The organism is Vibrio nigripulchritudo (genome assembly GCF_027924785.1).
Taxonomy (GTDB): Bacteria; Pseudomonadota; Gammaproteobacteria; order Enterobacterales; family Vibrionaceae; genus Vibrio; species Vibrio nigripulchritudo.
This window is the reverse complement of record NZ_AP027049.1, coordinates 582,670-604,911: the sequence shown is the minus strand read 5'-3', so window position 1 is coordinate 604,911 and position 22,242 is coordinate 582,670. Positions and strand designations below refer to the sequence as shown.

The 22,242-nt window shown below is 45.9% G+C and carries 19 protein-coding genes; 7 read left to right on the top strand and 12 right to left on the bottom strand.

The annotated features are described in order from the left end of the window. Nucleotides 1-200: 200 nt before the first annotated feature. From QMG91_RS03015 to QMG91_RS02985, 7 genes are all read right to left on the bottom strand, one after another. Nucleotides 201-1,253: an MJ1255/VC2487 family glycosyltransferase gene (locus QMG91_RS03015; RefSeq protein ID WP_004401805.1), complete on the bottom strand. Its 1,053-nt coding sequence runs from the start codon at nucleotides 1,251-1,253 to the stop codon at nucleotides 201-203. 34 nt (nucleotides 1,254-1,287) lie between these two features. Further along, nucleotides 1,288-1,812 carry a phosphatase PAP2 family protein gene (locus tag QMG91_RS03010; RefSeq protein WP_281828772.1) on the bottom strand — a complete coding sequence of 175 codons (525 nt, stop codon included), beginning with the start codon at nucleotides 1,810-1,812 and terminating at the stop codon, nucleotides 1,288-1,290. A gap of 137 nt (nucleotides 1,813-1,949) precedes the next feature. Next, nucleotides 1,950-2,990 carry a porin gene (locus tag QMG91_RS03005; protein WP_281828770.1) on the bottom strand — a complete coding sequence of 347 codons (1,041 nt, stop codon included), beginning with the start codon at nucleotides 2,988-2,990 and terminating at the stop codon, nucleotides 1,950-1,952. A 110-nt stretch (nucleotides 2,991-3,100) separates the two neighbouring features. After that, entirely contained in the window at nucleotides 3,101-3,901 is an 801-nt protein-coding gene (locus QMG91_RS03000; protein ID WP_038195316.1) for an SH3 domain-containing protein, read from the bottom strand. Nucleotide 3,902: 1 nt separating this feature from the next. Continuing rightward, nucleotides 3,903-5,264 carry an ATP-binding protein gene (locus tag QMG91_RS02995; RefSeq protein WP_281828766.1) on the bottom strand — a complete coding sequence of 454 codons (1,362 nt, stop codon included), beginning with the start codon at nucleotides 5,262-5,264 and terminating at the stop codon, nucleotides 3,903-3,905. Further along, nucleotides 5,251-5,913, bottom strand: a complete 663-nt coding sequence (locus QMG91_RS02990) for a response regulator transcription factor (RefSeq protein WP_281828764.1) — start codon at nucleotides 5,911-5,913, stop codon at nucleotides 5,251-5,253. Before QMG91_RS02990 ends, QMG91_RS02995 begins: the two co-directional genes overlap by 14 nt. After that, entirely contained in the window at nucleotides 5,914-6,363 is a 450-nt protein-coding gene (locus tag QMG91_RS02985) for a hypothetical protein (protein ID WP_281828762.1), read from the bottom strand. Nucleotides 6,364-6,630: 267 nt separating this feature from the next. Here QMG91_RS02985 and QMG91_RS02980 point away from each other — a divergent pair, with 267 nt between their 5' ends. Together QMG91_RS02980 and QMG91_RS02975 are read left to right on the top strand one after the other, a co-directional pair. Continuing rightward, nucleotides 6,631-7,689 (top strand): P-loop NTPase family protein, encoded by a 1,059-nt coding sequence (locus tag QMG91_RS02980; RefSeq protein WP_281828760.1) that lies wholly within the window; start codon nucleotides 6,631-6,633, stop codon nucleotides 7,687-7,689. Continuing rightward, nucleotides 7,686-9,203: an ABC transporter transmembrane domain-containing protein gene (locus QMG91_RS02975; RefSeq protein WP_281828758.1), complete on the top strand. Its 1,518-nt coding sequence runs from the start codon at nucleotides 7,686-7,688 to the stop codon at nucleotides 9,201-9,203. The genes QMG91_RS02980 and QMG91_RS02975 overlap by 4 nt, the downstream gene beginning before the upstream one ends. Nucleotides 9,204-9,245: 42 nt before the next feature. Here QMG91_RS02975 and QMG91_RS02970 read toward each other — a convergent pair whose 3' ends face one another. The 4 genes from QMG91_RS02970 to QMG91_RS02955 form a co-directional block, all read right to left on the bottom strand. After that, nucleotides 9,246-10,046 (bottom strand): SH3 domain-containing protein, encoded by an 801-nt coding sequence (locus tag QMG91_RS02970; protein ID WP_022551531.1) that lies wholly within the window; start codon nucleotides 10,044-10,046, stop codon nucleotides 9,246-9,248. 300 nt (nucleotides 10,047-10,346) lie between these two features. Further along, entirely contained in the window at nucleotides 10,347-13,457 is a 3,111-nt protein-coding gene (locus tag QMG91_RS02965) for an efflux RND transporter permease subunit (protein ID WP_281870163.1), read from the bottom strand. Then, complete coding sequence (locus QMG91_RS02960) at nucleotides 13,454-14,764, bottom strand: efflux RND transporter periplasmic adaptor subunit (protein ID WP_281828753.1); 1,311 nt, start codon at nucleotides 14,762-14,764, stop codon at nucleotides 13,454-13,456. The genes QMG91_RS02965 and QMG91_RS02960 overlap by 4 nt, the downstream gene beginning before the upstream one ends. Before the next feature lie 3 nt (nucleotides 14,765-14,767). Next, complete coding sequence (locus tag QMG91_RS02955; protein WP_022589595.1) at nucleotides 14,768-15,430, bottom strand: TetR/AcrR family transcriptional regulator; 663 nt, start codon at nucleotides 15,428-15,430, stop codon at nucleotides 14,768-14,770. A 446-nt stretch (nucleotides 15,431-15,876) separates the two neighbouring features. On the opposite strand from QMG91_RS02955, the gene leuA reads away from it, so the two are divergent. From leuA to QMG91_RS02930, 5 genes are all read left to right on the top strand, one after another. Beyond that, nucleotides 15,877-17,430 (top strand): 2-isopropylmalate synthase, encoded by a 1,554-nt coding sequence (gene leuA / locus QMG91_RS02950; RefSeq protein WP_004401791.1) that lies wholly within the window; start codon nucleotides 15,877-15,879, stop codon nucleotides 17,428-17,430. A gap of 112 nt (nucleotides 17,431-17,542) precedes the next feature. After that, nucleotides 17,543-18,634, top strand: coding sequence for a 3-isopropylmalate dehydrogenase (leuB, locus tag QMG91_RS02945; RefSeq protein WP_004401790.1), 1,092 nt, complete (start codon nucleotides 17,543-17,545; stop codon nucleotides 18,632-18,634). Between the two features lie 116 nt (nucleotides 18,635-18,750). Continuing rightward, entirely contained in the window at nucleotides 18,751-20,154 is a 1,404-nt protein-coding gene (gene leuC, locus QMG91_RS02940; RefSeq protein ID WP_281828750.1) for a 3-isopropylmalate dehydratase large subunit, read from the top strand. Nucleotides 20,155-20,164: 10 nt separating this feature from the next. After that, nucleotides 20,165-20,767 carry a 3-isopropylmalate dehydratase small subunit gene (gene leuD / locus QMG91_RS02935; protein ID WP_022589592.1) on the top strand — a complete coding sequence of 201 codons (603 nt, stop codon included), beginning with the start codon at nucleotides 20,165-20,167 and terminating at the stop codon, nucleotides 20,765-20,767. Between the two features lie 113 nt (nucleotides 20,768-20,880). Then, the gene (locus QMG91_RS02930; RefSeq protein WP_281828748.1) at nucleotides 20,881-21,666 is read left to right on the top strand and encodes a DUF547 domain-containing protein; all 786 of its coding nucleotides are present in this window, start codon (nucleotides 20,881-20,883) and stop codon (nucleotides 21,664-21,666) included. A gap of 24 nt (nucleotides 21,667-21,690) precedes the next feature. Here QMG91_RS02930 and QMG91_RS02925 read toward each other — a convergent pair whose 3' ends face one another. Then, complete coding sequence (locus QMG91_RS02925; protein WP_200766655.1) at nucleotides 21,691-22,227, bottom strand: DUF924 family protein; 537 nt, start codon at nucleotides 22,225-22,227, stop codon at nucleotides 21,691-21,693. Nucleotides 22,228-22,242 lie beyond the last annotated feature (15 nt).

Genomic DNA, 22,242 nt, shown 5'->3' with positions numbered 1-22,242 from the left:
TCATTTTTTAGCCTGACTAAATAATTTTCAAAAATAATCAAATAGATAGAAGATATCTAAAAAAAGCTAAAACTAAGAACTTCACTTATTTTGACAAAAGAAATTGCAAAAATGAGACAAAACGCTCTCCTTTAACAAAGAGATAACCTGAAAAAGGAAAACGTTTGCGTTTTATTGAAAGGTCACAAAATGAAAGGGCGTTACCCTTGAATGGTGGCGTAGCTTGGATAGTCGACTTGGTCCCAAAGTGAAGACCACAATTCCTGAACATTGTCCCAACGCCCCTGAATAATCCAGTTCACGATAGAGGTCGCTACATCGGGGTAAGTGACTTTTTCTGCGCTTTGTTCATCAAGCCAGTTTCTCACCGCTGTTGGATCGAGGTAATCCATTGCCGAAGCCAGCCCAAGATACTCTAATGTTGCAACATTGCTCTGTTGTTCAAATTGTCCTTTAAGCGGTTTAAGTAACAACTTCTTCCCTAGCGTTAACGCCTCTGACGGCAGTTCAAATCCTCCATTGGCAATTACACCAACACAAGACTTCAGGCTCTGTTGAAAATTGTCATGAGATAACGGGTGAAAGGTGATGTTTTCAATCATATGAGTGTGCTTGATTTCTGGGTGATAGCACTCAAAATGATGGTGGCTGAAACGATCAAGGAGCTCCCGAATATCAACCAGAGATTCAAATGGCAGATAAACCAGAATCGACATTCCGCTCTCCTCAGACAACCCAGATGTGGTGTGCACAATGGGAGGCAGGATCTGCTGATCAAAATGATACCAATGAAGCCCGATTGGAATATTGGTCGGGGCAAAGTAACGAATGATCCAGTGATCAAACCAGCGAGTGTCTTTTATCGGCACCTGATAACGGAAGGCATTTTGATGGCTCAGACCAATGCAAGGAACCTTCTGCTGTTTCGCCGCCCACGCCGATACAGGTTCAAAATCATTGATCACCAGATCGTAGTGGCTTAGATCTAATTCTTCGATCTCTTTTTTCAGATTCAGCAGGCTGTTTCGTACAATCGTCTGAGTGAGGTTTACTTTTCCATTTTGAGTGACAAAGCTCATCCCCTTGCGAGTTTGGTAATCACCGAATGCATCCATGGAAAAGTATTTGTCTTTGTCCCTGCCTGAAAAAAGAAAATCCACTTCCACACCGCGATCTTTAAAAGCGTGAGCCATAGCTCTGGCACGCGCGATATGACCATTTCCAGTGCCCTGCACGCCATACAATATTTTCATTTCCGTTTCTCTCCAAATCAAGGCGTCTGGTAAATCAGATGTAAGCCACAATTGCAGCTTTTGCACAGGCGATACCTAAGCCTGCGCCTATAACGACATCTGTAATAAAATGCACACCTAACAAAATTCGAGAAAGACCAATCAGCGTAGCCCAGCACACGGCAAACAAATAGAATTCTGGATAAAACTGCCCAACCAGTGTCGCCATAAGGAACGCCGCGGTTGTATGCCCAGAGGGCAAACTGTAGCGATCAGAAGGTGTAATAAATGCGGTCAGTAGATCGCTTAATTCTTCGGGTCGGCGGCGCTTAAAGCTGTTTTTCAATATCCAGTAGATGGGAAGCTCAATCGCGAATGCTATAAGCCCAACTGCGAGAAAAAGAGCACCGAAGTTTGGCTCAAGAAGCCAGAGAGCCAGCCCTAGAATGGCGTAAAGATGGCCATCGCCACTTTTCGATACCGCTTTGCTGATTTTCGCGACTTGAAGATTAAAGCGGTGTTGTAGACAAAAGTTTGAAAACGCCAGATCGAATCTGGCAATGGGTTGAATAGGTCTCATAGCCCGCCCCCTGTTTTACCGTTTCATGCACAAAAATTAGGCGAGTAAGGTGACAACAAGGTGACGGGATGTTTGAAGTTCAATGACAAAACGCCCGAGTGAATTCCTGATCCAGAATTCAGAACTCGGGCATTATTTTAAAACTCGTAATGGGCACCTAGTGCGAACTGCCATTGGTCAGGCTTAGCAGCATCAAACCAGGAACGTTGAGATTCGGTATACAACTTAATGTTTTCAAAGCCTTTGTATTCCACCCCTAAGGTCGCCGATGTTTCCTTTCCTTCAGACAAGTCTTTTGACCCTTGAAGATTCTCTATGACGGAATACGCATGGAAGTGCTCTACCGCTTCCCATTTTATGCCGCCTCCGATGCCTACAGCCTGCCCGGTTTCAGAGTGGTCTTTTAGCTCGTAATGGCTGATCATCCCTGAAAATCGAACAGGATTTCCTCCTAACTCGGCTTTTTTGACTGCCGTCAAACCCATGCTGGTCGCATTGGCGTTTTCTTTAAAAGACGTCATCTGTACCGCGCCACGGAGAGTAATACCTGCCTCTTTGTCACGATAACGCGCTCCCACTGACCAACCATTATCAATTGCCTGATGTTTCGCCCCTACGGACTGGCTGCCAACTCGTAAACGAATAGATTTGTCGATACTCCGAGAAAAGTTGTACTGAGCCATCAATCGCCAGTCCCCAGAGTCTGTACGCACCGACAGCGTGCTAGGGTTACGTTGATTTCCTAATGATTCCCTGGTGATGTGTGCCGCCCCGCCTAACTTGTTTGAAAAGTCATAGTTATCGAGATCGTGAACCAGCGCCTCTTGCTTGCCGAAATCCACTTGACCAGCTTCATTTTTCAAACCCGCATACAAAAGCCGAACGGACAACAAGTCATCTGCACCCGTGTTTAAATGCGTACCAATTTCTATTTTGGAATAAACGCGGGCAAGTTCAGTATCCCAATGCCCTTTGACTCCAAACCTGGAGCTGTCATCAGCCACTTTGAATTCAGAGGTATGACTCTGGTAACGCCCAATGACTTTTGCCTTACCGTAAAAATCGGCTTGGTAGTCTTTTTCATCAACTAATGAAATATCAGCCGTTGCAGAGAAACTGAAACCAAATAGTACAGAACTGAGAAGAATGCGATTTGAGAAAAGAGAAAGTGCTTTCATGAAGATATTGCCTTGTCAGATAACTTAACCTGACGACATCCTAATCAAGCATGCCTGACAGAAAGCTGATTGGCGCTGTAAGCTTTCTGTCAGCTAGGGTGTGTTCGGAGCTAAATAGCACCTCCTCTCACTTCAGGCGTTTCTATGTACCAGACATTACGCTGCTTACGGCAGGCTTTAAAGCCCCCCTCTGTCACGTCCTCGTTCTTTGCGAGTTCGTATACAAGGTTTCGGCAAATGTAGATACCTAAAACGCCTTCAACGGGTACGTTAGCAACGGCTTCCGATTCTTTCTCGTGATAAGGGTACAAAAGTGGATTCGGCTGAGTAGCGAGAATACTGCGCTTAGAAACGTTACTTTTAACGTAATCTTTATGAACATAGCCCCGAATAATACCTTTTTGCTCAACCAGATACCAAGGCTCATCAAGCACCTGAGCCATCGCATTAAACACTTCTCCCTTGCTTAACAGCCCCAGTTTCTCACCGTGAGTCCCCGGCTGCGCTCTGAGGTTTAATTTGGTTTTGGAGCGGTAAGGGATATCCATAAACACCAAATCCGATTCGGTTTCTACACCTTCTTCGGTTGGTCGTTTTACTTCGATGGCCTGCCAGTCCTGTACTTCAGCCTGAATACTCCATCGGGCGTAAGTGTTCCGGTCACGCCCAGTTAATGGCTGACTTGAATCGGACTCAAGAGCTTGAGTGACCTGACTGAGAAACTGATCACGGCTGGACTGGCTTAAATACAGATCGAGGTGATCGCTTATCTCCGTAACGCTTTTGGCATGAGATTGCTTTACGTTACTCGCCACTTTTTCGATTTTGGATTGAGAAGACAATAACTGGCACCCAGACATTAGGGTGCCCACCGCAAATAAGGAAACGGCTTTAAATACTGTTAACTTCATTCTATTCCTTTTCATCAGGATACCCTCCTGGAAGTTTGATCTGGAAACGCGCACCTCCCAGATGCGAATCATGCAAAGACACGGATCCGCCATATAACATCACAACATCTTGAACAATATGAAGACCAAGCCCTGTTCCTTCTGTCGTTTCATCCAAACGCTGACCCGGTTTGAACACGGAGTTTTTATTCTCATCGGAAATACCAGGACCGTCATCATCAACTTGAATCGTCACTTCATACTCAAAGGCGCTGACATCAACAAACACCTTGTTTGACGACCATTTGCACGCGTTATCAATGATATTGCCCAGCACTTCCTCCAGATCGTGTTGATCGCCTTTGAAGTACAAATCAGAATGGCAGCGGAAGCTCAAATCCAACTGTTTGGTCTTATAGAGAAGCTCCATCGAGAACAAAATGTCACTCAGGCTTTCCGCAATATTTGTCTGAGAGGCAAGGTGATTCATCGAGCCAGCTAGACGCGCGCGTGAAAGGTGCGTCTGAGCATTCTGAGAGAGTTTATCTAACTGCTCCGCCATGACTTCAGCGGAATTCGCATCCAGTCGCTGAAGTTCGTTTCGCAATACAGATAGCGGGTTTTTAAGCGCGTGGGCGAGGTTTGAAGCCTGCAGACGTGAGCGTTCCAAAATGGAACTGTTGTGCTTGAGCAGGCTATTCAGTTCGTTCACCACATCTTGCAATTCTGTTGGCAGTTCGCGGTCGATTTCGCTTTGTTTGCCCTGACGAATTTGAGCGATTTCTTCACTGAGCTCTCTGACCGGGCTCAGAATGATCCGTACCTGCCGAAAGACGGAATACCCCATCACAGCAGCGAGCAATAGCAATATCCCGACCAGAGGCTTGGCAAATGCAAGTACATCCTCATTTATGTTAGATACTGGCCCCGCCACAATAAACTGTAGCCTCTGATTAGCATGAGAGAACTGAATTGTCTGAATGCCCGCCCGAAGATCCTGCAGTGGTCCTTCAAACTCGCTCCAGTGGTATTTCTGCTCTCCGTCAAACGTTGTGAGCGGAGTGGGAAGGTCGCTATACAATGACAAAGACTGATGAAGTACCTGATTGTCCGAGCCTAAAATTTGCCAGTACCACCCGGACAAAGGCTGATTAAACCTCGGGCTGTTAGGTTGCCACAACAGCTCAAGTTTACCAGAAGGTAAAACCTCCGCCGCGGCAACCAAATCATGCAGCTGAGACTGAACTGCGTCATCAAAGCGCTTTTGAATGTAGTACTCAAAGACCACTAACAGAAGCGCACCTACTAGCGCTAACGCAACCAGATACCAGCTCAGCGCCGTTTTTAATACTGTGCGGGTTAATGAGACGTTAGCCTTGCTCATTCAGTTGGTATCCCAGTCCACGACGTGTCTGAATGTGTTGCGTGCCCATTTTTTTACGGACTCGATTCACCAGTACTTCAATTACGTTAGAGTTATGCTCAAAATCCATCTGGTACAGGTGCTCTGTGAGTGTTGCTTTAGAGACCACTTCTCCCTGATGATTAATCAGGTAAGCCAGCAATCGATACTCTAATGAGCTTAGGTCCAGATGAGCACCTTTAAGAGTGGCACGTTGAGTAGCAGTATCGACCTCAATGTTTCCACATTTCAGTACAGAACTGGCATGCCCATTTGAACGACGAACCAATGCCTCTATTCGGGCAAGCAGCTCTTCCATTTCAAATGGCTTAACCAGGTAATCGTCTGCACCCGCTCTAAGACCTGTGACCTTTTCGCGCCAGGTATCACGTGCCGTCAGAATGATGACCGGCATTTTGTTTCCCGCCCTGCGCCATTCCGTCAACACACTTAATCCATCTTTACCAGGCAACCCCAAATCAAGAATCGCAATGTCATACTCTTCAGTATCGCCCTGAAACCATGCATCGTTACCGTCATGAGTCACGTCAACAATAAAACCATGCCCCGTCAAAGCTTCTGAAATCTGCTCTGCCGCCTGGATGTTGTCTTCTACTACTAGTGCTCTCATTTAATCGTCGTCGCTGTCATTGTCGTCATCGTTGTCATCATCATCGTCGTCATCACGATCACTGCTTCCGCCTGATGATCCACCACTGCCATTCCCACCATTACCAGAGCCACCGCTGCTGCCGGAGTGGCTTCTGTCTGAACTACCTCCACTGGCGAAAGAAGGTTTATCCTCGGCGATCAGTTCAAACGTATCGGCATCGTATATACGAGTGACCACACGCCCTCGTGAATCCAATACTTTTAATTCAAATGATGGCTGGCATTCGTTAGTGCTTGCAGAAGCTTTTAACAGGGTTTCCCCTGCTTCTTTCGCTTCTGCTTTCTTACTCTTCATGAATTTGAAAAACGAGCTTGCAGAAGGCTTTGCATTACAATTCGCCGCTACTGAGTTTTGAAACCCAGTAGAAAGCAAAAGAAGAATGCAGAGCGTGGCAGAGCGTTTTTTCAATTCATTTACCTGTATGGTGAGATTTTTCAGCGTTCAACTTACCCACTGTAACCTTACGAAGAGCTTACAGCGACCATTAAATCATGCTTCTGTTATAGCAGAAAAAAGAAAGAGTAAGAAAAAATTAACTCATAAAATCATAAAGTTAAAGCTTGACTCTCAAAGCTTACCAAAACCTTACATCACTTATCAGCTAATCGTCAGTTAGCCCCTTCTAGAATGGCTCCCCGTTGAAGCAACACATCGATTTTATTTCTGGAGAGAACCATGATTTCACTAAACCAATCTCAACGTATCCTTGCTGCTAAGCGTTCTTTTGTTACTCGTCGTGTTCCTGAAGAACTCATGCAGACTTTGGTCACGGGCATTCAAACGCCAAAAGCAGGCGACTTGGTATTAGCTAAAGTCACATTACTTGGGCATCACAAACGCAGTGAACGTGTAGATGGACGTCGAGCTTCATTATTTGAAGGCGACGAGGTTATTCTGGCTTATGGTAACCGCTACGCACCTGACCAGTTTGAAGCAGTAGTACCTGATTCATTGCAAGCCTGCCACATGGTCGCGGCAGGTGGTATCGCAGGCACTGCACTTAGCTGGCACGACAAAATTGACTTCCCGACCGAGATTCGCCCTATTGGCTTGGTTGGCACTGCGGAAGGCAAAGTCATCAACCTAGCTGATTTCAAAGTTGAGCCTCAGATAACTAACCATAAAGTGCCAAATGTGGTTGTCGTCGGCACGTCTATGAATGCCGGAAAAACCACCTCAGCAGCACACATCATTCACGGTTTGAGCAAAGCAGGCTATCAGGTTGGCGCGATGAAAGTTACTGGCACCGGAGCAGGTGGCGATTTATGGCTTATGCAAGATGCAGGTGCACATTCCGCTATCGACTTCACTGATGCAGGCTACCCAACTTCCTTTAAAGTGGAATTGAATGAACTCAATCAGATCGTCGATACATTATCTGCTGAGCTTATCGAGCGCGGTTGCAATGCCATCGTAGTAGAAATAGCGGATGGCGTGTATCAGCGAGAAACTCGCGCCTTATTGCAAAACCCTGATTTTAAAGCGAACTACAGAAACATAGTATTCACCGCTCGCGAATCTTTAGGAGCAACATCCGGCGCGCAATGGCTAACAGACCAGGGTTATTATGTTCCAGCAATAAGCGGCATGATTTGCGCGTCTCCGCTTGCACACCGAGAAGCCGCTAAGCAAATCGACGTCCCTGTGTATAACCTTGAGCAACTTGTCGAACCTCAAATCGCACAGTCATTACTCAACATGCCCGCTCAATCTGAAGAGAAACTGACGGCATGAAATTAGTGCCACTAAGCCAGGGAATTCGTGTTCGCTGGCTTTTTTCTTTGATATTTATCGGGATCATCATCGCCTCACTGAATGTGTCTAGCATGTTGATGCTCAAGCAATTGTGGCAAAGCAACTGGGACATCACGCTGTTGCTCATGTTCCTTGGCATCGCCTTAGGCATATTGGCATTTAGCCTTGTGGAAGCTTTTTGGGCAGAGAAACTAGGTCAGCACTATGTGAAAGAGGTACGACATCAACTTTACACCGTGTTGATGTCCGCCCCTGAATACCGAGCTCCTAAAAGGCTCGGGGTGATGATGACCCGACTCATCACAGACAGCAGTAATATTAAAGACTGGGCCAGTCAGGGAGCAGCGAAGCTGGTTACGCATGGCTGTTCTATCATCGGGTATTTAGGTCTGCTCGCCACATTGTGGGGGAATTCGGGCATATTGATTGCTGGGATTACTCTCTGCGCCCTGCTAGTAGCGCTAATGTTAAGCCCTAGTCTTTTTGAGCTGGCTCGTGAGCTTCGGCGGGATCGTGGTCGGCTAAGCGGTCATCTGTGTGAGCGCATTGTCTCTTATCGGTGCGTCAATCAATTCCGTCAGATCAAACGGGAAGGCAGTCGGCTGAATCGAGCCAGCGACAAGTTAGCTCTGACCTCTATTCACGAAACCGTTGTTCAAACCGCCCTAACCCAACAAACTTCTGTCTGGCTGCCTGTCACTTTGGCGTGTCTGCTACTTACCTCTGTGTGGCAAGACAAGATTCAGGCAGAAGACCTGGCTACACTACTTCTGATCATCGGATTGCTGTTCCACTCATTGCGGGAAGTTCTGCTCAGTTGGGGGTATGCGATTACCTATATCGTTGCGAAACGTCGGCTTGAAGCCGCCATGTCAGAAGCCGTAAAAATTTCACCTCATCGAAACAATCGATTGAGTCACAGAGAAGCCCACAGCATTAAACTGAAGAATCTCAGATTATGTGAACATGATGAAGCTGTTAATGTGGACTTTTCTCAAGGGGAAGTCATTCACCTAACAGACTGGAAGCAAAACAAACGATCTCAGTTAAGTGAAGTGATAACCCGACACAGTTTGCCATTTGACGGAAATATAGTGATATCAGGTCGAAGACTGGACTGGTTAAGCCCAGAAAGCCTATCTAAGAGCATCATTCATATCCAAGAAAGAAGTCAGCTGTTTCGCGGAACGATTTTAACTAATGTCCGATACGGCAGACGAAAAGCCACAGATAAAGAAATTCGCCGAGTATGTCACTTGGTCGATATTGATACAGAGAAGCTCAGCCAGCCAGTACGGGAGTTCGGCTTAGGTCTGGAGCCTGAAATGAAAGATAAGATATTGGTCGCGAGAGCGCTTTTGTTAGAGCCAAGATTACTCATCATAGACCGGTTATCGATATGCCAGAACAGACCTCTGATTGACACCTTATCGAGTTTCGCTAATCAGGAAACGTTCACATTGTTTATTACACATTCTGTTTCCGATACATAAAAAAGGGAAGCCATTGGCTTCCCTTTTAAAATTCGGTCGAAGTTATTCAGATACTTTAACAATTCGGGCACTGCCCTCTTCGATGTACCATGTACCTTGTTGCTTCTGACATGCCGTAAACTCGCCTTGCTGCGCTTTCTCTTCACGAGAAAATGAGTACTGCAAATCACGGCAAACAAACGTACCTTCCAGCGTTGTTGTCTCGACATCAGAGCTTTCAAACGTTGTTATACCAACCTTAGACACAATTAAATCTTGCTGCGGACCCGCTGGCTGAATGTAATCATGATGAACGTAACCACGTACGTTACCTTCCTGCTCTACCAACACCCATGGTTTACCGCTCGCCTGAGCTAAAACATTAAATTCCTCACCTTTGATAAGCTGACCAATCTTCTGGCTGGATTGGCGAGGACCAGAACGCAGGTTTAGCGCAGTGGTGGTTTCGTATGAGACGCCGACAAACACCAAACTTTGGGTGGTATCAACAGAATTTTCTACAGGGTATTCCACCTGAACAGATTGAACTTCCGGCGATGCAACTTTAATAAGCCATTTCGCAGCAGTCGCAGAGTCGATGCCTTGCCACTCGCTTGTTCCCTGAGATTCTAAAGCTTCGATAGATTGCTTAAGGAACTGGTCACGCGCTTGCTGGCTGAAGAATTCATCAAGCTGAGTGCTAATAAGACCAGAACTGGAGCTACCTGAAACATTACTTGTCTGTGATGCTTCTGAGCCTTTACCAGTGCTCTGACATCCTGTCAGCAGGATCAACCCTGCGCACCCGATAAGACTTTTAATTGAAAGTGGGCGTAATTGAAATTTTCGGTTCTGCCATGACATTGATATGGGGTCCTTATATTTTCTGTTCGGCAAGCGGTGTGTTACTTGCGTCAATACGCATTTCATCCGATCCATGCTCTATGCGATTTTCTTCGCCAGCCCAGCAAAGAAATACCGCAAAGCCAGTGAGCAACAGGTTTGATATGCATTAAATCAGCCATCGTAACATATGCATATGGTGTATTTACATACTATTGATATTCAAGTGCAACAAACATCAAAATATTTTTTTTTAGAGTCAAATCACGAGGAAGGGGGACGATGTCCCCCTTATTACTTTCTCATTTACATTTGGCAATATTATGACGAATGTATCTCATCATGTTTATGCACAAGACCGAAGTCTGCTAAAACGGCATACGCAGCTGGAATCATAAATAAAACCAATAAGGTAGAGGCAAATATACCAAACACGATTGATATCACCAGTGGCTGGATTACCTGTGCCTGTAAACTGGTTTCTGTGAGCAAAGGAAGTAAGCCTGCTGCCGTTGTCATCGAAGTTAAGAATACAGCTCGAAATCTTTCCCGGCTGGCTTTCACCACAGACTCATGAACACTGTCTCCTTCATCGACATGATGCCGTATGTATTGAACCAGAAGGATTGAGTCGTTCACCACAATGCCCGCTAAAGAGACAAATCCCATAATGCTTGGCATGCTCAATGAGTGACCCAGCAGGAAGTGACCCCAAATCACACCAATGAGAGCTAATGGGATCGCGATCATCACCACAAACGGTTCGAGATAACTGCGGAACTGATAACTCAGAATCACGAATACACCGAAAAGCCCCAGCAAGAAGCCGCTTGCAATAGAGCTTCCGGTTTTGGCTGCGTCTTTTGCTTCCCCTTCAAAGTCGAATCTCAACCCTGGGTACTTACTCATCAACAAAGGAGCCTCATCCGCTCGGAACTGATTAATAATTTCAGATGAGCTGGCTTTCGCGTTATCGACATCGCCATACACACTGATGGTTCTCAACCCATCTATGCGCTGGATTCGAACATAATTACGCTGAAAACTTAACGTTGCGATAGCACCCAGCGGAATTTGGGAGCCATCCGACTTTATGATCGGAAAATTCGCGAGCTGCTGCAAATCCCCAGCCTGTTTCTTATCAAGCTGAACTTCTATTTTGATGTTTTCTACACCAATCTGGATTTCATCGGCAGTCTGCCCGAAAAATGCAGCGCGAAGCTGACCCGCAATCATCTGCCCGTTTATTCCAAAGGTTTCAGCGCCGGGGCGAAGTTTCACCAGCACTTCTTCTTTGCCAAGCCTCATATCATCGAGCACGCCGTGAACGCCATCAAATTCGTTCAGGTAATTCTGGATTTCGACAGACGCGGCTTTTAGTGCTTCCAGATCGTCATGCTTAGCGCGAATTTCGATGGCGCGACCACCCGGTCCCACTGTTGGCTGTTTAAAGACAAGCGAAACAGGCTGCGCCAGTTCTCCAACTTCGTTACGCCAGGCGTCAACAAAATCATCAATCAGCGCGTTTCGGGTCTCTGCTCCCAAAAGATCAAGACGAACGGTTGCTAAATGCGGTCCGGATTCATCCGCATCGGCGTTCATGTTGTAACTGCTGGTAATGTGCTGAACTAATGTGCGTCCGCCTTCCACCCGTTCGCTCCAGTCTTCATTCAGCTTTTCAGCAGCAAGTACGATTTTATCGACCACTGCTTCTGTCTGGCCCAGTGAAGCACCCGGAGGAAGAATAATTCGGGCTTCCGCGATGTCTCCGTCCAGATCCGGGAACGGGACAAATTTCACTACCCCACCGGTTATCAGAGCGATGGAGGCAAGTAAAGTTGCCAACACTCCCCCAAGAAAAGCGTATCGCCATTCCACCACTTTCGAAACTGCGGTCACCAATTTGGTATTGCGAAAATGTTCAAATCGCTCCAGCAAAACGCGTTTGAACTTGAGTGGCGGGCGATCGTTTTTCTGTTTGTGCAATGAGTGAGAGAGGTGATTAGGAAGTATCAGGAAAGCTTCCACTAAGCTTAAGCAAAGAACCAGAATCAATACTTGTGGAACCGCTCGTAGTACAGCTCCCATCTCACCTTCCAAAAAGAGGAGGCTACCAAAGATGCACACCGTGGTCAGGAAGGAAGACAATACACCTGGGAAAACTTTGCGCACACCGTTATAGACGGCTTCATCGACACTCTGACCGCGATCGAGGTGAGATGCTATCGACTCTGCGATCACAATGGCATCATCCATCATGATCCCGATTGCCATGAGTAGCCCGACCAAAGACATAATATTGATGGAAAGACCAAGGTTTGCCATTAAGAACATTCCGCCGAGGAATGCTACCGGAAGACCGGCTGCCACCCAGAAAGAATACCGAAAGCTGAAAAACAACCACATGGTCGCGAACACCAGAATGATCCCCTGCCAACCATTATTCAGCATCATGCTAAGACGATCCCAAAGTACGGAAGACATGTCATTTGTCAGTTCCAGTGTCACGCCATCTGGTGCAATCAATCGCTGATCTTCAACAAACTTCACCACCTGATCTTTGATTCTTAACGCATCATCGGCTTTGTTTTTACTGATTTTCAACACTGCAGACGGCTTTCCATCAAACAGGATCTTCTGCTCATCCAGTTCAAACCTATCTGTAATAGTGGCGATATCCGCCAAGCGAATCACACTGCCGTTTGAAGCTGAACCAACCACAATCTGGCTGAGTTCCTCTGGGGTGACTCGACGCTCATCAAAGCGAATCAGAAAGTTTTTATCTGGTGTTTCAATGTTGCCGCTGGGTAACTTGACGTTTTGTCGGCCAATCTGATCGGCAATCTCCCCAACACTCAACCCCAGTTGCCTGATGGCAATCGTATCGAGTTCAACTCGATACTGGTGGTCTGAAAAACCGCTGACATCCACCAAGGACACACCGTAATCCAGTTTGAGAGTGCGTTTGAGCTGCTCCGCATAAGCTTTCAACTCTGGCCAGGTCGTATCTGCAGTGATCGCCACATCAACCACTGGCTCATTCCAGTCCATTTCACGCACGACAGGCGATTCAATTTCGTCTGGAAAATCGTTAATGGAATTGATCTGAGTCTGCACATCCACCAGCATGCGTCCAATGTCTGCCCGCTCATCAAGTTTTAGAATTAAGCGAGCAGAACCCTCAATCGCTTCACACCGGGTTTCTTCAATATTGGCAAGCCCATCAACGGCATCTTCCATACGAACACAGAGACTTTCTTCCACTTCCTGAGGGGAAGCCCCGGGATAAACAACCCCCGCCATAATGTAAGGAGGAGAGAATTCCGGAAACGTTTCTCGCTTTAGTTTAGGCAGTGACGTTAACCCGATGATCAACAATGCGAGCATCAGCAGGTTAGCGGCAGTCGGGTGTCTGGCAAAAAATCGAATCATTCTCTTGCCTCCAAATTACTGTTGGATTTCAGTTGCATGCCTTCAATAGCGGGAAGCAAATCGTTCAAAATGAGTAACTCTCCCTGTTCTATGTCCCCTTCGATCACCACCTTATTATCACGACGGTACAATACAGTGACAGGTTGAATCCTGAGAGTACTGTTTTGATCTTTGAGGTAGATTCGAGAGCCATGAAGCGCGCGTTCAGGGATCACCCAGCTTGGGTTTTCCTGCCCGATAATCTCTGCTTTGACGAACATACCATTCACCAGAGGGGGCGAATTTTGGGGTTTGAGATCTCGATAGTCTTGCTCGATTTCTAGAATGACGCCTACGGTAGCCTGATTTGGGTCAACGGTTTCGCTGACTCGCGTTAGTCTCGCGTCCCATTTCGCGGCTAAGCTCCCGCTCGTCAGCTCGATACTGGCTGAGATCGCATCCGTATCCGGGTTTGGAACACCATTTTCATCCCTTTCAAATTCACCCAAGCTGTAAATCAAAGTTCGCATGTCGTGAATTGCGAGCTGGGCTTCCACTTCCATGGTTTTCACACCATGAGCAACAACCATTGTCTGCTGCATGTTAACCACTTGGTTCACTTCAATATCGACTTTAGAAATTCTCATATCCTGAGGCAGAATTACCGAGGTTTTTTCCAGTGAGCGTTGCGCTTCCTTCAGTTTGGATTGATTCACTTTTACCAGTGCATGAGAGACTTTTCTTTCATCAGGAAACAAAGCCAGTTGGTTTTGAATATCCTGAACCAGTTTCTGCTGAGACAAATAAGATTGGTTTTGCTGGTCCACATCAGATTGCGAAGTCAGCCCTTTCTTTCTTAGATTTTTCTTACGTTCAAGTTCAGTCTTACTGATCGCCAGTCTGTTTTCTTCGATCTTTAAAGTGCTGGTCAAATTGGTCTGTTCAAGATCGAGTTTTGCTAACTTTGTCTGGCTGGAACTGAGATCCGCTTCAGCCTGAGCAAGTTTCAGCTCGTAGTCGAGAGGGTCGATTCGCAAAATTTCGGTTCCTGCTTTTAGCATTCTGCCGTTTTCAAGCTGCGGATGACGGTACACCACTTTTCCAGACACCTCTGCAATGGCTTTCCACTCCAGTTTCGGTGTGACAGTTCCGAAACCGATAACAGCAGGCGCCATTGATTTGAGTTCCAGTGGCATCGTTTCAACCAGACGGGAGCGATCACCTGCTGGCTTGGTTGAAGGTGTTGGGCGTAAGTTAATCGCCAGAATAAGGATGACAATGCCAACAGCCAGTACTGGGAAAAACAGCAACTTGCGTTTTAAAGCCATAAGTTACTCCTCGTAATTTTGATCTTGTTTTTCAGAAGGTGAAATTAAAAAGCCTCGGGACAATAGTTGCAGGTTGTGCTCTAGCAGCCGCGCTAGAAAGTCTTCGTCCAACGACACTTCGTGAATTTTTAACAATTGGGGAGGGGCAATAAACGGAAACACCATTAAGCTGATGTAACTGACTTTGCAAAGCAAAGGATCAAGGTCCGGTTTTAATACACCATTACTTTGAAATTTATGGAATATCAATTGCTGCGCCGGCATAGCGATTTCCATAAATACTTTTTCCATCAGTTTTCGCTGTACTGCACTTTCTTCCATCATCATGATTCTGCAGACCAGCCTCGGAAAATCAGGGATTTTTGACATCATGCCGTAGTAGGTTTTCATGATGCCGAGGAAATCTTCGTCGCTGCTTGTTTCCTTGATGGTTTGTCCAATGTGTTCCTTCATTGGCGCTAAGGTTTCTCGCAACATGGTTTCAAACAATCCATCCTTGCTACCAAAGTAGTAGCGAATCATCGCCATGTTCACGCCTGCTTTTTCTGCCAGCAGGCGAGTGGACACTTTCTCATAAGGATGCTGAGTAAAGAGTTCACGCGCTTTGAGAATAAGCTTTTCTCTTGCATTGGTTTTTTCTGCAGGACGCCCGACTTTACGGCTCATTTCTATCTCCAGAATTAATCATCCGAATAATTATAGGAGCCAAAATTTAAACAAAACAGTAGAATAATTAATCAGTATTTAATCATTTGATTAATTTCTTCCTTGAGCGATTCACTTATACAACATGCTTCTTTTTGAGGATTTCTCTTATTAACTGATCCGATATGAAGAAAAAATCAACGAAAGGGTTGACGCACCATCAGGAGTACGGTACTAATTTGTTAACTTAATTTTGTGGAAATGTTTTTACATGACATCTCGTTTTTCTATCCTGCTTAGCCTCCTCCTTATCGTGATTCGATCGCGCGGGTAGGCAGTGGAAGAAAAATAACCACACAGATTCTTAAAACCCGCATTCAAATGCGGGTTTTTTTATAACTTAAGAAAATAAAAAATCGGCATCTGCGGACAGAAAACGATTAACCAACAGGAAAAGGACAGCAAACATGAGCGATCAGGTCATTATTTTCGATACAACTTTGCGTGATGGCGAGCAGGCACTATCAGCAAGTTTAACTGTGAAAGAAAAACTGCAGATCGCTTACGCACTCGAAAGATTGGGTGTCGACGTGATTGAAGCGGGCTTCCCAGTATCTTCTCCTGGCGATTTTGAATCCGTACAGACCATTGCTAAAAATGTTAAAAACAGCCGTATCTGTGGTCTTTCGCGTGCCGTTGCGAAAGACATTGATGTGGCTGCCGAAGCTTTGAAAGTTGCCGAAGCGTTCCGTATTCACACCTTTATTTCAACTTCTACCGTTCACGTTCAGAACAAATTACGTCGTGACTATGAAGACGTCATAGAAATGGGCGTTCAAGCAGTTAAGCGAGCTCGTAAGTACACCGACGATGTAGAGTTTTCTTGTGAAGATGCAGGACGCACGCCAATCGACAACTTGTGCCGTATGGTGGAAGCTGCCATTGATGCAGGTGCAAGCACCATCAATATCCCAGACACTGTGGGCTACACGGTTCCAGGTGAGTTTGGTGCAATCTTTGAAACTCTGTTTAATCGAGTTCCGAATATCGATAAAGCGGTGATTTCAGTGCATTGTCACGACGACTTAGGTATGTCAGTCGCCAACTCAATTGCGGCCGTTCAGGCTGGCGCACGCCAGATTGAAGGTACCATTAACGGTATTGGTGAACGTGCGGGTAACTGTGCGCTAGAAGAAGTGGCGATGATCCTTAAAACACGCGCCGATTTGCTGAATGTCACAACCAATATTAAGAGCGAAGAAATTTACCGTACCAGTAAGTTGGTGAGCCAGCTTTGTAATATGCCGATCCAGAGTAACAAAGCGGTGGTAGGAGCGAACGCATTCAGCCACTCCTCAGGTATCCACCAGGACGGCATGATCAAAAGTAAAAACACTTACGAGATCATGACTCCAGAATCAGTCGGTCTAAAGAATCAGGCGCTTAATCTAACCAGCCGAAGCGGACGTGCCGCGGTTAAGAACCACATGGATACCATGGGGTACAAAGAAGACGAATATAACCTAGACACGCTTTATGCTGATTTCCTGAAACTTGCTGATCGCAAAGGTCAGGTTTTCGATTACGACCTGGAAGCATTGATGCACTTTGCGAACTTGCGCGAAGAAGACGACTACTTCAAGTTGAATTACCTAAGCGTGCAATCTGGCAGTGTCATGGCGACCACCAGCATCAAGCTGCAATGTGGCGATGAAGAAAAGAGCGAAGCTGCGGTTGGTAATGGCCCTGTCGATGCGTTGTACCAATGCATTTACCGAGTAACGGGTTACGACATCGTTCTGGATAAATTCGATCTCACTGCCAAAGGTGAAGGAGAAGATGGCTTGGGTCAAGCAGACATCATCGCTAACTATAAAGGCAGAAAATACCACGGAACCGGAGTATCTACCGATATTATCGAAGCATCCGGTCAGGCTCTACTGCACGTAATTAATAGCATTCATCGTGCAGACCAAATTGCTGACATTAAGCAGAAAAAAGATAAGATAGAGACAGTATAAAAATACAACGAGAGCGACATAAATAAGCACAGTGCTTTTAGCACAAAACAAAAGACTGTTCGCTCTCGATTTTAAATTCAAACACAACTTAACCAACAAGGAATATTTAACCATGGCAGGCTCAAGCTACAACATTGCCGTATTACCGGGCGACGGAATTGGTCCGGAAGTCATGCAACAGGCTCACAAGGTACTGGATGCGATTGAAAAGAAACACGGTATTACCTTTCAACGTGAAGAGCATGACGTCGGTGGTATTGCGATTGATAACCATGGTTGCCCGCTACCAGAGAGTACGGTAAAAGGCTGTGAAGATGCGGATGCTGTTTTGTTTGGCTCGGTAGGTGGTCCAAAGTGGGAACATCTTCCACCAAATGATCAACCTGAGCGTGGTGCACTGCTTCCACTGCGTAAACACTTCCAACTGTTTTGTAATTTACGCCCAGCGCAAATTCACCAAGGGCTAGAAGCCTTCTCTCCTCTTCGTGCGGATATTTCTGAACGTGGTTTCGACATTGTTGTGGTTCGCGAACTAACTGGTGGAATCTACTTCGGTCAGCCAAAAGGTCGCGAAGGTGAAGGTCCAAACGAAAAAGCGTTCGATACAGAGATCTATCATCGTTACGAGATAGAAAGAATCGCTAAGATTGCTTTTGAATCTGCTCGCCTTAGAGACAAAAAAGTCTGCTCTATCGACAAAGCTAACGTACTTCAAAGCTCTATTTTATGGCGTGAAGTGGTTGAAGAAATTGCGAAAGACTACCCAGATGTCGAACTTTCACACATGTACATCGACAACGCCACTATGCAGCTCATCAAAGATCCTTCTCAATTCGATGTGATGCTTTGTTCAAACATCTTTGGCGACATCATTTCTGATGAATGTGCCATGATCACTGGCTCCATGGGTATGCTGCCATCTGCTAGCCTTAATGAAAGCAAGTTTGGTTTGTACGAGCCCGCTGGCGGCAGTGCACCGGATATCGCAGGTAAGAACATTGCGAACCCAGTGGCTCAGATCCTTTCTGCTGCACTGATGCTACGTTACAGCCTGAATGAAGAAGCAGCCGCGCAAGATATCGAAGCTGCAGTTTCAAAAGCGCTCGCAGCGGGTGAACTGACAGGCGATTTGGCAGGAGATAAGCCAGCGCTTTCGACGTCAGAAATGGGCGACAAAATCGCCGAGTACATCATCAACTCATAACAGACAGGTAAAGCGTGAGCACAGATTGAATTTAAAATACAGCGATGAGCCGTTCATCGCTGAATCAAGCTCACGTACAAATTGAAATACTGAGCGCTTCGCTCAAGGAAGAAGCAATGTCGAAAACATTATACGAAAAAATTTATGACGCCCACGTCGCAGTTGCGGCAGAGGGCGAAAACCCTATCTTATACATTGACCGCCATTTGGTTCATGAAGTGACCTCTCCGCAAGCTTTTGATGGTCTGCGTGAAAAGGGACGTCCGGTTCGTCAAATCGGCAAAACGTTTGCCACAATGGATCACAATGTGTCGACTCAGACTAAGGACATCAATGCCTCTGGTGAGATGGCACGTATTCAGATGGAAACACTGTCTAAGAATTGTGAAGAGTTTGGTGTCACCCTTTATGACATTAACCACAAATACCAGGGTATTGTGCATGTTATGGGTCCTGAGCTAGGTATTACCTTGCCGGGTATGACCATCGTTTGTGGTGACTCTCATACCGCGACTCACGGTGCTTTTGGTTCACTGGCTTTTGGTATCGGGACTTCTGAAGTTGAGCACGTTCTGGCGACTCAAACCCTAAAACAAGCTCGTGCTAAAACCATGAAGATTGAAGTTAAAGGGAAAGTGGCAGAAGGCATTACCGCAAAAGACATCGTACTTGCCATCATCGGTAAAACCACCGCAGCAGGCGGTACTGGTTACGTAGTCGAGTTCTGTGGCGAAGCCATTACTGACCTGACGATGGAAGGTCGTATGACGGTCTGTAATATGGCTATCGAATTGGGTGCAAAAGCAGGTCTGATTGCTCCGGACGAAACCACTTTTGACTACATCAAAGGGCGTAAATTCGCACCTCAAGGTCAAGATTGGGAAGATGCAGTTGAATACTGGTCATCACTGAAAACCGATGGTGACGCTGAGTTTGATGCAGTTGTGACATTGGATGCAACTCAAATCAAACCACAAGTCACTTGGGGAACGAACCCTGGTCAAGTTATCGCGGTAGATGCCAGCATCCCAGCACCTGACAGTTTCGCAGATCCAGTGGAAAAAGCCTCAGCCGAGAAAGCACTGGCTTACATGGGTTTGGAGGCAGGTAAGAAGCTATCTGATTACAAGGTAGATAAAGTATTCGTAGGCTCCTGTACTAACTCCCGAATCGAAGACATGCGCGCTGCCGCCGCTATTGCTAAAGGTAAGAAAGTAGCAGGTCATGTTCAGGCTCTGATCGTTCCGGGGTCCGAGCAAGTTCGTTCTCAGGCTGAACTGGAAGGACTGGATAAAATCTTCATTGACGCTGGGTTCGAATGGCGGTTACCTGGCTGCTCCATGTGTCTGGCAATGAACAATGACCGTCTGGGTCCTCATGAGCGCTGCGCATCGACCAGTAACCGTAACTTTGAAGGGCGTCAGGGTCGTGATGGACGTACACACTTAGTGAGCCCTGCCATGGCAGCTGCCGCAGCCATTGCTGGTCACTTTGTCGATATTCGTGAACTAGATCAATAAGGAACTTATCATGTCAGGTTTTAAACAACATACAGGCTTGGTTGTTCCTTTAGATGCAGCCAATGTCGATACCGATGCCATCATTCCAAAGCAGTTTCTTCAGAAAGTAAATCGCATTGGATTTGGAATTCACTTGTTCCATGACTGGCGTTATTTAGACGATGCGGGAAATGAGCCAAACCCAGAATTCGTAATGAATGCACCTCGATACCAAGGGGCATCTATCCTGCTAGCTCGAGAGAACTTTGGGTGTGGCTCCTCTCGTGAACACGCACCGTGGGCACTGGCTGACTACGGCATTAAAGTCATGATTGCTCCAAGTTTCGCTGATATTTTCTATGGGAATTCCATCAACAACCAGATGGTTCCTGTTCGCTTAACAGAACAAGAAGTCGATGAGATTTTCGAGTTTGTGCATGCCAATGAAGGCGCACAAGTAGAAGTGGATCTTGAAGCGATGAAAGTTCGAGCCAATGGCAAAGAGTACGGTTTCGAAATCGACGAATTCCGTCGCCACTGTCTTTTAAACGGTTTGGATAATATTGGTTTAACGCTTCAACATGAAGATAAAATCGCTGAATACGAGTCGAAAATTCCTAGCTTCTTGGCGTAAACGCTTTCAAATCTAAGCCCCGAATTGGGGCTTTTTTTCTATCCAACGAAAGAATTCTCAATCGGCGTGGGTCTCCTATACTAATCACAATGACGACCAAAGAATTTTTGACTATGAGAATCTTACTGACTGTTTTTATTTTTCTTTTTTCAAGCCTGTCTTTTGCTGCACCAAAGTCCGACCTTTGGGAGTTTTGGCAGAAAAACAACGAAAGCAATACTGCCACCATACCGCATCAAGCTTGGGATGAGCTTCTGAAAAAGTATTTAGCCGAATCAGGTCAGCATAATCTTTTTGATTACGCAGGTGTAACTACATCGGATAAAGCTGCTCTCAAGGGTTATATTCAAAATCTGGCATCACAAGACCCAAGAAGTTACCCACTTAAAGAGCAATACGCTTATTGGGTAAATATGTATAACGCCATCACCGTGGATTTGATTTTAGATGACTACCCTGTGAAATCTATCACCAAATTAGGCGGGTTGTTTAGCTTTGGACCTTGGGGTGAGAAGGTGGTGAAAGTAGCCGGTAAAGACTTGACGCTCAACGATATTGAACATCGTATTCTTCGCCCTATCTGGAATGATCCTCGTACACATTACGCGGTCAACTGCGCAAGCCTGGGCTGCCCTAATTTACAAACGACAGCATTTACCGCAGACAACACGGAAGCGCTTCTAGAACAAGCCGCCCAATCATTTGTGAATAGCGATAAAGGGGTATCTTTGAATTCAGATGGTGCTCAATTGTCTTCAATCTACGAATGGTTTGTTGCCGATTTCGGTGGAAACGAAGAAGGCGTTATCGCACACCTAAAGCAGTACCGTTCTGATTTGCCACTGAATAGCAGCAGCAAAATCAAATACGACTACGATTGGGATTTAAATAAACAATAGCTTTATCTTCTGATGAAGATAGGTTTAGAAACTTGAACCCGGCTGTTTGAGAAATTCAATTTCTTCTTCTGTCGATACTCGTCCTAAAATTTCGTTACGGTGCGGGTATCGACTAAATCGTTCAATAATGACTTTGTGTTTATATTCATAGTCCAGATTGTTTTCCACGCCGTTTTCTTTAAACAGCTCAACCGCATGCTCATGAATCTTAAGAGATTCACTGTGCATAAATGGCATGTACAAAAACGTTCGTTCTGTTTGAGTTAACTCTTTGTCCAGCCCTAATCGAATCGTCTCTTGAGCCAATGCAAGAGCCAGAGGATCGGAGGCAAAGGCGGCTGGTGTTCCACGATGAATGTTCCTTGAAAACTGATCCAGTACGATAACTTCCGCTAATCGACCCTGAGCAGATTCACGCCAATCGCTTAATTCACATTGAGCAGCTTGAGCTTGCAGGTCACCAAAGCGAGACTTAATAAGCTTATCTAGCTCTTCGCCACCCGCAAACCAATCTTTTGGGGTAAGTTCACTGAACCAAAAATCAATCACTTCCTTGTACATAGATTCTCCTTGGGG

Excerpts from the sequence above, each read along its gene's own strand:
- QMG91_RS03015 (WP_004401805.1), bottom strand. The coding sequence starts at position 1,253 with ATGAAAATATTGTATGGCGTGCAGGGCACTGGAAATGGTCATATCGCG.
- QMG91_RS03010 (WP_281828772.1), bottom strand. The coding sequence starts at position 1,812 with ATGAGACCTATTCAACCCATTGCCAGATTCGATCTGGCGTTTTCAAAC.
- QMG91_RS03005 (WP_281828770.1), bottom strand. The coding sequence starts at position 2,990 with ATGAAAGCACTTTCTCTTTTCTCAAATCGCATTCTTCTCAGTTCTGTA.
- QMG91_RS03000 (WP_038195316.1), bottom strand. The coding sequence starts at position 3,901 with ATGAAGTTAACAGTATTTAAAGCCGTTTCCTTATTTGCGGTGGGCACC.
- QMG91_RS02995 (WP_281828766.1), bottom strand. The coding sequence starts at position 5,264 with ATGAGCAAGGCTAACGTCTCATTAACCCGCACAGTATTAAAAACGGCG.
- QMG91_RS02990 (WP_281828764.1), bottom strand. The coding sequence starts at position 5,913 with ATGAGAGCACTAGTAGTAGAAGACAACATCCAGGCGGCAGAGCAGATT.
- QMG91_RS02980 (WP_281828760.1), top strand. The coding sequence starts at position 6,631 with ATGATTTCACTAAACCAATCTCAACGTATCCTTGCTGCTAAGCGTTCT.
- QMG91_RS02975 (WP_281828758.1), top strand. The coding sequence starts at position 7,686 with ATGAAATTAGTGCCACTAAGCCAGGGAATTCGTGTTCGCTGGCTTTTT.
- QMG91_RS02970 (WP_022551531.1), bottom strand. The coding sequence starts at position 10,046 with ATGTCATGGCAGAACCGAAAATTTCAATTACGCCCACTTTCAATTAAA.
- QMG91_RS02965 (WP_281870163.1), bottom strand. The coding sequence starts at position 13,457 with ATGATTCGATTTTTTGCCAGACACCCGACTGCCGCTAACCTGCTGATG.
- QMG91_RS02960 (WP_281828753.1), bottom strand. The coding sequence starts at position 14,764 with ATGGCTTTAAAACGCAAGTTGCTGTTTTTCCCAGTACTGGCTGTTGGC.
- QMG91_RS02955 (WP_022589595.1), bottom strand. The coding sequence starts at position 15,430 with ATGAGCCGTAAAGTCGGGCGTCCTGCAGAAAAAACCAATGCAAGAGAA.
- leuA (WP_004401791.1), top strand. The coding sequence starts at position 15,877 with ATGAGCGATCAGGTCATTATTTTCGATACAACTTTGCGTGATGGCGAG.
- leuB (WP_004401790.1), top strand. The coding sequence starts at position 17,543 with ATGGCAGGCTCAAGCTACAACATTGCCGTATTACCGGGCGACGGAATT.
- leuC (WP_281828750.1), top strand. The coding sequence starts at position 18,751 with ATGTCGAAAACATTATACGAAAAAATTTATGACGCCCACGTCGCAGTT.
- leuD (WP_022589592.1), top strand. The coding sequence starts at position 20,165 with ATGTCAGGTTTTAAACAACATACAGGCTTGGTTGTTCCTTTAGATGCA.
- QMG91_RS02930 (WP_281828748.1), top strand. The coding sequence starts at position 20,881 with ATGAGAATCTTACTGACTGTTTTTATTTTTCTTTTTTCAAGCCTGTCT.
- QMG91_RS02925 (WP_200766655.1), bottom strand. The coding sequence starts at position 22,227 with ATGTACAAGGAAGTGATTGATTTTTGGTTCAGTGAACTTACCCCAAAA.